Here is an 11,715-nt window from a genome sequence, read left to right as displayed (position 1 = left end):
GTGACGCTCAGCCGGTGAGCCGCTCGTACGCGGGCAGTGTCAGGAAGTCCGCGTAGTCCTCGTCCAGAGCCACCTGGAGCAGCAGGTCATGGGCCTGCTGCCAGTGGCCCGAGGTGAAGGCGTCCTCGCCGATCTCCTCGCGGATGTTCGACAGTTCCTCCGCGGCCACCTTGCGGGCCAGCTCCGGGGTCGCCTTCTCGCCGTTCTCGAACTCGACGCCCGCGTTGATCCACTGCCAGATCTGCGACCGGGAGATCTCCGCGGTCGCCGCGTCCTCCATGAGGTTGAAGATGGCGACCGCGCCGAGCCCGCGCAGCCACGCCTCGATGTAACGGATGCCGACCTGGACGGCGTTGACCAGCCCCGGGTAGGTGGGCCGGGCTTCGAGCGAGTCGACCGCGATCAGGTCGGCGGCCTCGACGTGGACGTCCTCGCGCAGCCGGTCCTTCTGGTTGGGCTTCTCGCCGAGGACCCGGTCGAAGGACTCCATGGCGATCGGGACCAGGTCGGGGTGGGCGACCCAGGAGCCGTCGAAGCCGTCGTCCGCCTCACGGTCCTTGTCCGCCTTCACCTTCTCGAAGGCGACCCGGTTGACCTCCTCGTCGCGGCGCGACGGGATGAACGCCGCCATGCCGCCGATCGCGTGCGCGCCGCGCTTGTGGCAGGTGCGGACGAGCAGTTCGGTGTACGCGCGCATGAACGGGGCGGTCATCGTGACCGCGTTGCGGTCCGGCAGTACGAACTTGGCGCCGCCGTCACGGAAGTTCTTGACGATGGAGAACAGGTAGTCCCAGCGGCCCGCGTTCAGTCCGGAGGCGTGCTCGCGCAGTTCGTAGAGAATCTCCTCCATCTCGTACGCGGCCGTGATCGTCTCGATCAGGACGGTGGCGCGGATGGTGCCCTGCGGGATGCCGACGTACTCCTGGGCGAACACGAACACGTCGTTCCACAGGCGGGCTTCGAGGTGTGACTCGGTCTTCGGGAGGTAGAAGTACGGGCCCTTGCCGAGGTCGAGCAGCCGCCGGGCGTTGTGGAAGAAGTACAGGCCGAAGTCGACCAGGCCGCCGGGGACCGGGGTGCCGTGCTCGTCCACGAGGTGACGCTCGTTCAGATGCCAGCCGCGGGGGCGCATGACGACGGTGGCGAGCTGCTCGTCGGGCTTGAGGGCGTACGACTTGCCGGAGACGGGGTCGGTGAAGTCGATGTTCCGGCTGTAGGCGTCCATCAGGTTGACCTGGCCGAGGACGACGTTCTCCCAGGTGGGTGCGGAGGCGTCCTCGAAGTCGGCGAGCCAGACCCGGGCGCCCGAGTTGAGCGCGTTGATCGTCATCTTGCGGTCGGTGGGACCGGTGATCTCGACCCGGCGGTCGTCGAGCGCGGCGGGTGCCGGGGCGACCTTCCAGGTGTCGTCGGCGCGGATCGCGGCGGTCTCCGGGAGGAAGTCGAGCGTGGAGGTGCGGGCGATCTCGGCGCGGCGCTCGGCGCGGCGTACGAGGAGTTCGTCACGGCGGGGTGTGAACCGCCGGTGCAGCTCGGCCACGAAGGCGAGCGCCGCCTCGGTGAGGACCTCCTCCTGCCGGGGCAGGGGCTCGGCGTCGACGATGGCCAGCGGAGACGGCGCTGGTGCGGACATCAGCTGTCACTTCCTTCAGCGGTGGCACCGGGTGCCAGTCGTTCCGGTCGGGGGCCCGGCGGGCTGTGAGCGCCCGGAGGGCAGCGGAGTGCTTCTGATCAGTGGATACTAGTTTCCTCATTGTGGAACTTCAATGGATTGTTGACGTCGAGATTCTCCGGGTCGAGGCAAGCCGGCGCAGAGTGGCGCCGAGTGCCACCCCGCTCACTCGAGGTGGGTCAGGTCCTCGGCGGTGTCGATGTCGTACGGTTCGGCCACATCCGCGCACTCGACGAGACGGATCTCCCGCTCGTGCGCCTTCAGATAGGCGCGGGCGCCCCGGTCCCCGGTCGCGGACGAGGAGATGCCCGCCCAGTGGGCCGAGCCGAACAGGACGGGATGCCCGCGTGTGCCGTCGTAGGCGGCGCAGACCAGCGACCGCTCGTCCGTGTGGGCGGCGAGCACCCGGGCGACCGCCTCGGGGCCGATGCCGGGCTGGTCGACCAGCGAGACCAGGGCCGCGGCCGCGCCCGTGCCGGAGAGGGAGTCGAGACCGGCCCGGAGAGAGGAACCCATGCCCTCGGACCAGTCGGGATTGTCCACGAGGACGCAGCCGCCGAGGTCCGCCCGCCGCCGGACCTCCTCCGCGCTCGCGCCCAGCACCACATGGACGCGGTCGCAGCCGGCCGTACGCAGCACCGCGGCCGCGTGCTCGACCAGCAACCGCCCCCGGTGTTCGAGCAGCGCCTTCGGGCGTCCGCCGAGCCGTCTGCCGCCGCCCGCGGCGAGGAGCAGGCCGGTGATCCCGCCTTGGTTGTCCGTCATGCGTCCTGCATACCGGACGTGAAGCGGAACGCCCCTTCTCGATGGCCTGAATTTCGGCCCGTGGTGTGGCGCACCCCGTGCCGGGTGGCGTTTACTGGCCCGCGTTCCAACTGGGCGTGCCCGGGGGAGGGCTGTGTTGCGGAGCTTGGGGCAGAGGTCATTGACCGACAGCGACGAGGATCCGAGGGTGGCGGAACTGCGGTCCGCGGTGTCCCGGCTGCGCCGCGAACTCGCCGCGCACCCCGCGGACTTCCCGGACCGGGTCATCGCCGAGGACGAACTGGCGGCGCTCGCCGCGATGGCCGTGACCGGCGTCCCCGAGATACCCCGCCTGCGCCGCTCCCTGCTCCTGATCGCGGGCGCGATCGGCTCCGTCAGCGCGCTGGCCCGCGGCCTGTCGGGCGTCCGTGACGCGGTGGATCTGTTCGGCGAGCCGCCGCGTCGCTGAGCTGCGGTGTCGCGGTGTGCGTTGAAGGCCCCCTGAGGCCCGGCCGCTCAGCCGCCCGAGTTCGCCAATGACTGCGACAGTTCCGCCGCGACCTGCTGGAGGATCGGGACGATCCGGTCCGTGGCGGACTCCGTGACGCGGCCCGCCGGGCCGGAGATCGAGAGTGCGGCGGCCGTGGGGGAGTCGGGCACCGAGACGGCGAGGCAGCGGACGCCGATCTCCTGCTCGCTGTCGTCCACGGCGTATCCGAGGTGGCGCACCTCCGCCAGCGCGGCCAGGAAGCCGTCCGGCGTGGTGATCGTCTTCTCCGTCGCGGCAGGCATGCCGGTGCGGGACAGCAGGGCGCGTACCTCGTCGTCGGGGACGTCGGCCAGCAGTGCCTTGCCGACACCCGTGGAGTGCGGCAGGACCCGCCGGCCGACCTCGGTGAACATGCGCATCGAGTGCTTGGAGGGCACCTGGGCGACATAGACGATCTCGTCGCCGTCCAGCAGGGCCATGTTCGCCGTCTCGCCGGTCTCCTCGACCAGGCGGGCCAGATAGGGGCGGGCCCAGGTGCCGAGCAGCCGGGAGGCGGACTCGCCGAGCCGGATCAGGCGCGGGCCGAGTGCGTACCGGCGGTTCGGCTGTTGCCGTACATAGCCGCAGGCCACCAGGGTGCGCATCAGGCGGTGGATGGTCGGCAGGGGCAGCCCGCTGCTCGCGGACAGCTCACTGAGGCCCACCTCGCCGCCCGCGTCGGCCATCCGCTCCAGCAGGTCGAAGGCGCGCTCCAGGGACTGGACCCCGCCGGACCTGGCGGAGTCGGCGGAGCTGGCGCTGGACGTCGGCACGGCGCGTTTCCTTTCGGGGAATGCAGGTGCTACCCAGGGGCTGTGTTTCTATCTGGCGGAATTCTAATTCCGCCTGGCGGAAACGTCTAGACCGACGACTACGGGTGGCGGCGGGTGCACCGTGGAAAGTGTGCCTCTTGACGGCACGGAGACGGGAGTGAAAACTCCTTCAACAGAACGTTGAAGCAACATCGCGGAAAGGGGTCCGGGTGTCCGACGCCGAACTGGTGCTGCGCTCGACGCGCGTCATCACCCCGGAGGGTACGCGAGCCGCCTCGGTCGCGGTCACCGCCGGGACGATCACCGCCGTACTGCCGTACGACACCGAAGTCCCCGCGTCGGCCCGTCTGGAGGACCTCGGCGACCACGTCCTGCTGCCCGGCCTGGTCGACACCCACGTACACGTCAACGACCCCGGCCGCGCAGAGTGGGAGGGCTTCTGGACCGCCACCCGCGCCGCGGCCGCCGGCGGCATCACCACCCTCGTCGACATGCCGCTCAACTCCCTCCCGCCGACCACGACGGTCGATCACCTCCGTACGAAACGGCGGGTCGCCGCCGACAAGGCGCACATCGACGTCGGCTTCTGGGGCGGCGCCCTGCCCGGCAATGTCGCGGACCTGCGGCCACTGCACGACGCCGGAGTCTTCGGCTTCAAGGCGTTCCTGTCGCCGTCGGGCGTGGACGAGTTCCCGCACCTCGACCAGGAGCAGCTGGCCCGCTCACTGGCCGAGATCGCCGGCTTCGGCGGCCTGCTGATCGTGCACGCCGAGGACCCGCACCAGCTGGCCGCCGCCCCGCAGCACGGCGGCCCCCGGTACGCCGACTTCCTCGCCTCCCGCCCGCGCGGAGCCGAGGACAGCGCCATCGCGACCCTGCTGGCGCAGGCGAAACGCCTCCACGCGCGCGTGCACGTGCTGCACCTGTCCTCCAGCGACGCCCTGCCCCTGCTCGCCGCCGCCAAGGCCGACGGAGTGCGCGTCACGGTGGAGACGTGCCCGCACTACCTGACCCTGACCGCCGAGGAGGTCCCCGACGGCGCCAGCGAGTTCAAGTGCTGCCCGCCCATCCGGGAGGCCGCGAACCAGGACCTGCTCTGGCAGGCGCTGGCCGACGGCACCATCGACTGCGTGGTCACCGACCACTCGCCCTCGACGGCCGACCTCAAGACCGGCGACTTCGCCACCGCCTGGGGCGGCATCTCCGGCCTCCAGCTCAGCCTGGCCGCCGTATGGACCGAGGCCCGCCGACGTGGACACGGCCTGGAGGACGTCGTGCGCTGGATGTCGGCGCGGACGGCCGCCCTGGTGGGCCTGGACGGCCGCAAGGGTGCCATCGCACCGGGGCACGACGCCGACTTCGCCGTACTCGCCCCCGACGAGGCCTTCACCGTCGACCCGGCCGCCCTCCAGCACCGCAACCGCGTCACCGCGTACGCGGGCCGGACCCTGACCGGGGTCGTGAAGTCCACCTGGCTGCGCGGCGAACGCGTGCACGCGGACGGCGAGTTCGCCGAGCCGGCGGGCCGGCTGCTGGACCGTACCCACTGACCCCCGCCCCCGGGGCGGCCGACTCCCGAAAGGACCACCTGATCACCGTGACGGCGACCCCCGGCTTCACCGGCGACGCGAACCCCTACGGAGGCGGCGACCCCTACGCGGACTACCGCACCGCCGACTTCCCCTTCACCCACCACGTCAACCTCGCCGACCGACGGCTCGGCGCCGGTGTCATCGCCGCCAACGACGAGTTCTTCGCCCAGCGGGAGAACCTCCTCGTCCCCGGACGGGCCGAGTTCGACCCCGAGCGTTTCGGGCACAAGGGCAAGATCATGGACGGCTGGGAGACCCGCCGCCGCCGCGGCGTCGGCGCCGGGCACCCCTGGCCCGCCGCCGACGACCACGACTGGGCGCTGGTGCGGCTCGGCGCCCCGGGTGTCGTGCGGGGCATCGTCGTCGACACCGCGCACTTCCGTGGCAACTACCCGCAGGCCGTGTCGGTGGAGGGCGCCTGCGTGCCGGGCTCGCCGTCCCCGGAGGAACTGCTCGGCGACGACGTGAAGTGGACGCCCCTCGTCCCGCGCACCCCCGTCGGCGGCCACGCGGCCAACGGCTTCGCCGTCTCGGTGGAGCAGCGCCTCACCCACCTGCGGGTCAACCAGCACCCCGACGGGGGTATCGCCCGTCTGCGGGTGTACGGCGAGGTCGTCCCCGATCCCGCCTGGCTGGCGGCCCTCGGCACCTTCGACGTCGTCGCCCTGGAGAACGGCGGCGGCGTCGAGGACGCGTCCGACCTCTTCTACTCCCCGGCGACCAACACCATCCAGCCGGGCCGTTCCCGCAAGATGGACGACGGCTGGGAGACCCGCCGCCGCCGCGACCGGGGCAACGACTGGATCCGCTACCGGCTCGCCGCCCAGGCCGAGATCCGTGCGATCGGGATCGACACCGCCTACCTCAAGGGCAACAGCGCCGGCTGGGCGTCGGTGTCCGTGCGTGACGGCGAGGGCGGTGAGTGGCGTGAGATCCTGCCGCGCACCCGCCTCCAGCCCGACACCGACCACCGCTTCGTCCTGCCGGAGCCCGCCGTCGGCACCCATGCGCGCGTGGACATCTTTCCCGACGGCGGAATCTCGCGGCTGCGCCTGTTCGGCTCCCTGACCCGGCAGGGCGCGTCGGAGCTGGCGGGCCGGCATCGGGAACTGGGCGGCTGAGAGCTGCCGCACATCACCCCATCCAACCGGAACTCATCACTCCGGTTCCGCGTTCTCCTGCCGTGACACTTCAGCAAGAGATCGTCGGCAACGCCATGCAGATGGCGGTCGTCAACCTGCGCCCCGGCCAGACCGTGTACTGCGAGGCCGGGAAGTTCCTGTTCAAGACCGCGAACGTGACCATGGAGACCCGGCTGGGCGGCCCGTCGGACGGCGGCGGCCGGGCCCAGGGTGGCGGGGGTGGCGGCATGGGCGGCATGCTGCGCCAGGCCATGGGCACCGCCATGCAGGTCGGCCAGCGCGTGCTGGCGGGGGAGTCGGCGGCGTTCCAGTACTTCTCCGCCCAGGGCGGTGAGGGCACCGTCGGCTTCGCCGGGGTGCTGCCCGGCGAGATGCGTGCCCTGGAGCTCGACGGCACACGCGCGTGGTTCGCCGAGAAGGACGCGTTCGTCGCCGCCGAGTCCACGGTCGACTTCGGCATCGCCTTCCAGGGCGGCCGCACCGGCATGAGCGGCGGCGAGGGCTTCATCCTGGAGAAGTTCACCGGCCACGGCACGGTGATCATCGCCGGCGCGGGCAACTTCATCGACCTCGACCCGGCCGACTTCGGTGGCCGTATCGAGGTCGACACCGGCTGCGTCGTGGCATTCGAGGAGGGCATCCGGTACGGCGTCCAGCGCGTCGGCGGCCTCAACCGTCAGGGGATCATGAACGCGGTCTTCGGCGGTGAGGGCCTGTCGCTGGCCACCTTGGAGGGCAGTGGCCGGGTCATCCTCCAGTCCCTCACCATCGAGGGTCTCGCCAACGCACTGCGGAAGGCCCAGGGCGGCGACAAGCAGGGGGCGACCGGAGGGCTGTTCTCCACGCACACGGGGTGAGTGCCCGCCCCGTCGGGTGGGGCGACTCCGTCCGGGTGGGGCGGCTCCGTGAAGAATCCACCCCGTGAGTTCACTGGTGAAACCGCCCGGTGAAGACTCCGTGGACGGGATGGGTGAGTCTTCAACGTCGTCAATTTTGACATTGACATGCCATCCTCTACGCGCGTCATCATGTGGCCCATGCGAATCCCCCCACAGATCACCCGCATCGGCGCCACTGGCGCCCTCCTGTCCGCCCTCCTCGTCGGCGGCACGGTAAGTGCCACGACCGCGGACGCCTCCGTCGCCTCCGCCGCGTCCATCGGCAGCGTCTGCTACGGCGAACTGCCCGCGCAGGCCCACACCACCCTCGACCTCATCGACCAGGGCGGCCCGTACCCGCACGACCAGGACGGGGTCGTCTTCGACAACCGCGAGGACATCCTTCCGCAGCAGTCCGACGGCTACTACCACGAGTACACGGTCGAGACCCCCGGTTCCCCCACCCGTGGCGCCCGACGCGTCGTCACCGGTGAGAAGCACCAGGAGGACTACTACACGGCGGACCACTACGCCACGTTCGACCTGATCGACTTCGGCTGCTGAACGGGCGGGGGCCCGGCCGGCACTCAGCCGGGCCCCTGGCTCTCGGCGGCGGCGAACAGCGCGAACGCCAGCACCACCAGCCCGACGCTCGCGTATATCTCGTAGCCGTCGAGAAAGCCGAGCCGCTGCACCAGACCCACCCGCCAGTGGGTGAACTGGTGCGCCAGGCCCAGCACACCCTGCACCAGAGCCAGGAATCCGATCAGTTCCAGCAACTTCTTCATGACACGACCCTCGCCCCGCGGCTTCCCCCCACACATCGGCCGCGGGGCGAGTTCCCTCCGCCGAAAGCCTCGCCACGGGCCGCGGCGGACAGCCGAAAGTCCACGACGGCCCGACTTTGGTCGGTGATTCCCCTGGCGGAGGAGCCGCCGGGGCCCGCGCCGCGTAGATTCGCCGACCGTGAAGCAGGGTGACGACGCGGCGCCGACGCCGCATGAATTCGCGGTCCGCCGGTGGCTGTACCCGTCCGCCGTGGTCCATGAACTGGATCACGGCCCGGACTCCCCGGGGCGGCGGCCACGCCGTACGGCACGGGACTGGGCCGTCGACCTCGTCTGCTTCCTGCTGGCCGCCGCCGTCGGCCTCGGTGCCGCGCGCTCCCTGTCCGCCGAGGCGAACCTGCCGCACGCCCTCGCCGTCCTCGACCAGATCCTGGGCGCTCTGGCCTGCGCGGCCGTGTGGGTCCGGCGGCGGTGGCCGGTCGCGCTCGCCGTCGCCATGATCCCGGTCGGCCTGCTGTCCAACACCGCGGGCGGCGCGTCGCTGGTCATCCTGTTCACCCTCGCCGTGCACCGGCCCTTCCGGTACGTGGCCTGGACCGGCGGCATCGGGCTGGCGCTGGTCCCGGGCTTCTTCCTGCTGCGCCCCGATCCGAGTCTGCCCTTCGCCGGTGTCGTCGCGTTCACGGTGCTGCTGACCCTCACGGTCATCGGCTGGGGCATGTTCGTCCGCTCCAAACGCCAGCTCATGCTCAGCCTGCGCGACCGCGCCCGGCGTGCCGAGCGCGAGGCGCAATTGCGTGCCGAGCGGGCCCAGCGCCTGGCCCGGGAGGACATCGCCCGGGAGATGCACGACGTGCTCGCCCACCGGCTCACCCTGCTGAGCGTCCACGCCGGAGCCCTGGAGTTCCGGCCGGACGCCCCCCACGAGCAGATCGCCCGCGCCGCCGGAGTCATCCGGGAGAGCGCGCACGAGGCCCTCCAGGACCTGCGGGAGATCATCGGTGTGCTGCGCGCGGGCGAACCCGAGGACACCGGCCGCCCCCAGCCCACGCTCGCCGCGCTGGCCCCCCTGGTCGCCGAGTCCCGCGAGGCCGGTATGACGGTCGTCCTGGACAGCCGGGTCACCGACCCCGAAACCGTGCCCGCCTCCGTCGGCCGCACCGTCTACCGCATCGCCCAGGAGGCCCTCACCAACGCCCGCAAGCACGCCCCCGGCACCGCGGTCACGGTGACCGTCACCGGTGCCCCCGGCGACGGGCTGACCGTCTCCGTCGACAACCCCGCCCCCGAGTCCGAGCCGCCGCCCGTCCCAGGCTCGGGCCAGGGCCTGATCGGCCTGACCGAACGCGCGACCCTGGCCGGCGGACGCCTGGAACACGGACCCACCCGGGACGGCGGGTTCGGGATACGCGCCTGGCTGCCGTGGGCAGCAGGCGAATTAACTGCCGCCCCCGGAGCCGTACAAGCATGATTACGTACGGCACATGACTGCCATCCGACTGCTTCTGGTGGACGACGATCCCCTCGTACGCGCGGGCCTGTCCCTCATGCTCGGCGGGGCCGACGACATGGAGATCGTCGCGGAGGCCGCCGACGGCGGTGAGGTCGAGGCGCTGGTCGACCGCACCCGGCCGGACGTCGTCCTGATGGACCTCCGCATGCCGACGGTGGACGGGCTGACGGCGACCGAGCGGCTGCGCGGCCGCCCGGACGCCCCCCAGGTGGTCGTGCTCACCACCTTCCACGCCGACGAACAGGTGCTGCGCGCCCTGCGCGCGGGCGCCGCGGGATTCGTCCTCAAGGACACGCCGCCCGCCGAGATCGTCGAAGCGGTACGCAGGGTCGCGGCCGGCGACCCGGTGCTCTCGCCCGCCGTCACCCGGCAGCTGATGCGGCACGCGGCGGCCGACCGCGCCGACAGCCGCCGTGTCCGCGCGCGGGAGCGGCTCGCCGTACTGGGCGAACGGGAGCGCGAGGTCGCCGTGGCGGTCGGCCGGGGACTCGCCAACGCCCAGATCGCCGCCGCGCTCTTCATGAGCGTCGCCACCGTCAAGGCCCACGTGTCCCGCCTGCTCGCGAAGCTCGGCCTCAACAACCGGGTACAGATCGCTTTGCTGACGTACGACGCGGGGCTGCTGGAGGAGAGCCCGAGCGACGACGGCGGTCCATGGGCCTAGGACGTGTCCGCACGCCCTGGGGGCGGCGGGGATGATTCCGGCCATCAGCACGGGTCCGGGCACCAACCGGAACCGCCGGGCGTTGTCATTTCACCGGTACGTGTCCACCGGACCTCGGGGGAGGTCCGAGATGGGGAGGACCAAGGTGCGAGTGATCGACCTCGGCGAACTCGGCGACGGGTTCCGCACGGATCCACATCCGACGTACGCGCGTCTGCGCGGGCTCGGCCCTGTGCATCGTGTCCGGCTTCCGGCCCCCGACCTCGCGGAGACCTGGCTCGTCGTGGGGTATGAGGAGGCGCGCGCCGCGCTCGCCGACCCACGGCTGTCCAAGGACAGCAGCAAGGCCGGAGCGCTCTTCCCGTACGAGGAGCTGATCGGCAGACACCTGCTGTTCGCCGACCCGCCGCAGCACACCCGTCTGCGCGGACTCGTCAGCCGCTCGTTCACCATGCGCCGGGTGGAGGGACTGCGGCCCAGAATCCAGGACATCACCGACCGGCTGCTCGACGAGATGCTCCCGCGCGGCCACGCGGATCTGATCGACACGCTCGCCTACCCGCTGCCCATCACGGTGATCTGCGAACTGCTCGGCGTGCCCGAACTGGACCGTGCGGAGTTCCGCAAACTGTCCACGGAGGCCGTCGCGCCGACCAGCTCGGAAAGCGAGTACGACGCCTTCTCTCGGCTCGCCGAATACCTTGACGAACTGATAGAGGACAAGCGGTGCGCGGGTCCGGGCGACGACCTGCTCAGCGACCTGCTGCGCACCACCGCGGAGGACGGCGACCGGCTCTCCTCGCAGGAGCTGCGCGGCATGGCCTTCCTCCTGCTCATCGCCGGTCACGAGACCACGGTCAACCTGATCGGCAACACGGTCCTCACACTGCTCACCCACCCCGCCCAACTGGCCGAGCTGCGCGCCGACATGACACTCCTGGACGCCGCGATCGAGGAGACGCTGCGCTTCGAGGGCCCGGTGGAGAACGCGACGTACCGGTTCGCCGCGCAGCCCCTGGAGATCGCCGGTACGGCCATCGCCGAGGGCGACGTCGTGCTGATCGCCCTCAGCGCGGCCGATCGCGACACGAACCGCTATCCCGACCCCGACCGTTACGACATCCGCCGCGACACCCGGGGTCACCTGGCCTTCGGCCACGGCATTCACTACTGCCTGGGGGCACCCCTGGCCCGCCTCGAAGCCCGCACCGCCATCCGGTCCCTGCTGGACCGTGCCCCCGATCTGGCCCTGTCCGGCCCGCCGGGCGAGTGGCTGCCGGGGATGCTGATGCGAGGGGTGCGGAGTCTGCCGGTGCGTTGGCGCCCCTAGGCCGCCCGCCCGCCCGTAGGCCGGGTCGTGACACGACGCCTCGCGGATTTCGGCGGCCGGCAGCCGGTGCGCCCGTGCTCTCGGGTCTGT

Annotated in this window: 12 protein-coding genes; 8 read left to right on the top strand and 4 right to left on the bottom strand. The window is 71.5% G+C overall.

Going from position 1 to position 11,715, the window contains the following annotated elements; genetic code table 11:
- Positions 1 to 7: 7 nt before the first annotated feature.
- Both aceB and ACIPK3_RS12915 read right to left on the bottom strand, forming a co-directional pair.
- Positions 8 to 1,633: a malate synthase A gene (aceB, locus tag ACIPK3_RS12920; protein ID WP_402568966.1), complete on the bottom strand. Its 1,626-nt coding sequence runs from the start codon at positions 1,631 to 1,633 to the stop codon at positions 8 to 10.
- 204 nt (positions 1,634 to 1,837) lie between these two features.
- On the bottom strand, positions 1,838 to 2,437 hold the full coding sequence (locus ACIPK3_RS12915) for an NTP transferase domain-containing protein (protein WP_402568964.1): 600 nt from the start codon (positions 2,435 to 2,437) through the stop codon (positions 1,838 to 1,840).
- Between the two features lie 133 nt (positions 2,438 to 2,570).
- Here ACIPK3_RS12915 and ACIPK3_RS12910 point away from each other — a divergent pair, with 133 nt between their 5' ends.
- A complete protein-coding gene (locus ACIPK3_RS12910) occupies positions 2,571 to 2,885 on the top strand; it encodes a DUF5955 family protein (RefSeq protein WP_402568962.1) in 315 nt (104 codons plus the stop codon).
- Between the two features lie 47 nt (positions 2,886 to 2,932).
- Here ACIPK3_RS12910 and ACIPK3_RS12905 read toward each other — a convergent pair whose 3' ends face one another.
- On the bottom strand, positions 2,933 to 3,718 hold the full coding sequence (locus ACIPK3_RS12905) for an IclR family transcriptional regulator (protein ID WP_402568960.1): 786 nt from the start codon (positions 3,716 to 3,718) through the stop codon (positions 2,933 to 2,935).
- A gap of 209 nt (positions 3,719 to 3,927) precedes the next feature.
- On the opposite strand from ACIPK3_RS12905, the gene allB reads away from it, so the two are divergent.
- The 4 genes from allB to ACIPK3_RS12885 all read left to right on the top strand — a co-directional run bounded on the left by allB (position 3,928) and on the right by ACIPK3_RS12885 (position 7,894).
- Positions 3,928 to 5,268 (top strand): allantoinase AllB, encoded by a 1,341-nt coding sequence (allB, locus tag ACIPK3_RS12900; protein WP_402568958.1) that lies wholly within the window; start codon positions 3,928 to 3,930, stop codon positions 5,266 to 5,268.
- Positions 5,269 to 5,315: 47 nt separating this feature from the next.
- Positions 5,316 to 6,431, top strand: coding sequence for an allantoicase (gene alc, locus ACIPK3_RS12895; RefSeq protein ID WP_402568956.1), 1,116 nt, complete (start codon positions 5,316 to 5,318; stop codon positions 6,429 to 6,431).
- A 62-nt stretch (positions 6,432 to 6,493) separates the two neighbouring features.
- Positions 6,494 to 7,309: an AIM24 family protein gene (locus ACIPK3_RS12890; RefSeq protein ID WP_402568954.1), complete on the top strand. Its 816-nt coding sequence runs from the start codon at positions 6,494 to 6,496 to the stop codon at positions 7,307 to 7,309.
- A 180-nt stretch (positions 7,310 to 7,489) separates the two neighbouring features.
- Positions 7,490 to 7,894, top strand: a complete 405-nt coding sequence (locus ACIPK3_RS12885; RefSeq protein WP_402568953.1) for a ribonuclease domain-containing protein — start codon at positions 7,490 to 7,492, stop codon at positions 7,892 to 7,894.
- Between the two features lie 23 nt (positions 7,895 to 7,917).
- Here ACIPK3_RS12885 and ACIPK3_RS12880 read toward each other — a convergent pair whose 3' ends face one another.
- Entirely contained in the window at positions 7,918 to 8,118 is a 201-nt protein-coding gene (locus ACIPK3_RS12880; RefSeq protein ID WP_402568951.1) for a hypothetical protein, read from the bottom strand.
- 178 nt (positions 8,119 to 8,296) lie between these two features.
- Between ACIPK3_RS12880 and ACIPK3_RS12875 the strand changes: the two genes are divergently transcribed.
- From ACIPK3_RS12875 to ACIPK3_RS12865, 3 genes are all read left to right on the top strand, one after another.
- Positions 8,297 to 9,589: a sensor histidine kinase gene (locus tag ACIPK3_RS12875; RefSeq protein WP_402568950.1), complete on the top strand. Its 1,293-nt coding sequence runs from the start codon at positions 8,297 to 8,299 to the stop codon at positions 9,587 to 9,589.
- Between the two features lie 13 nt (positions 9,590 to 9,602).
- Positions 9,603 to 10,295 (top strand): response regulator, encoded by a 693-nt coding sequence (locus ACIPK3_RS12870; protein WP_402568948.1) that lies wholly within the window; start codon positions 9,603 to 9,605, stop codon positions 10,293 to 10,295.
- 130 nt (positions 10,296 to 10,425) lie between these two features.
- On the top strand, positions 10,426 to 11,625 hold the full coding sequence (locus ACIPK3_RS12865) for a cytochrome P450 (protein ID WP_402568946.1): 1,200 nt from the start codon (positions 10,426 to 10,428) through the stop codon (positions 11,623 to 11,625).
- The last annotated feature ends 90 nt before the right edge of the window (positions 11,626 to 11,715 follow it).

Origin of the sequence: Streptomyces sp. NPDC086787 (genome assembly GCF_044745865.1) — a bacterium.
Lineage (GTDB): Bacteria > Actinomycetota > Actinomycetes > Streptomycetales > Streptomycetaceae > Streptomyces.
The sequence above is the reverse complement of the archived record's forward strand: the minus strand, read 5'-3'. Positions and strand labels throughout refer to the sequence as shown.

Bases quoted from the DNA above. Each gene is read 5' to 3' on its own strand.
- aceB (WP_402568966.1), bottom strand. From the start codon at position 1,633: ATGTCCGCACCAGCGCCGTCTCCGCTGGCCATCGTCGACGCCGAGCCC.
- ACIPK3_RS12870 (WP_402568948.1), top strand. From the start codon at position 9,603: ATGACTGCCATCCGACTGCTTCTGGTGGACGACGATCCCCTCGTACGC.
- ACIPK3_RS12865 (WP_402568946.1), top strand. From the start codon at position 10,426: ATGGGGAGGACCAAGGTGCGAGTGATCGACCTCGGCGAACTCGGCGAC.
- ACIPK3_RS12880 (WP_402568951.1), bottom strand. From the start codon at position 8,118: ATGAAGAAGTTGCTGGAACTGATCGGATTCCTGGCTCTGGTGCAGGGT.
- ACIPK3_RS12885 (WP_402568953.1), top strand. From the start codon at position 7,490: ATGCGAATCCCCCCACAGATCACCCGCATCGGCGCCACTGGCGCCCTC.
- ACIPK3_RS12915 (WP_402568964.1), bottom strand. From the start codon at position 2,437: ATGACGGACAACCAAGGCGGGATCACCGGCCTGCTCCTCGCCGCGGGC.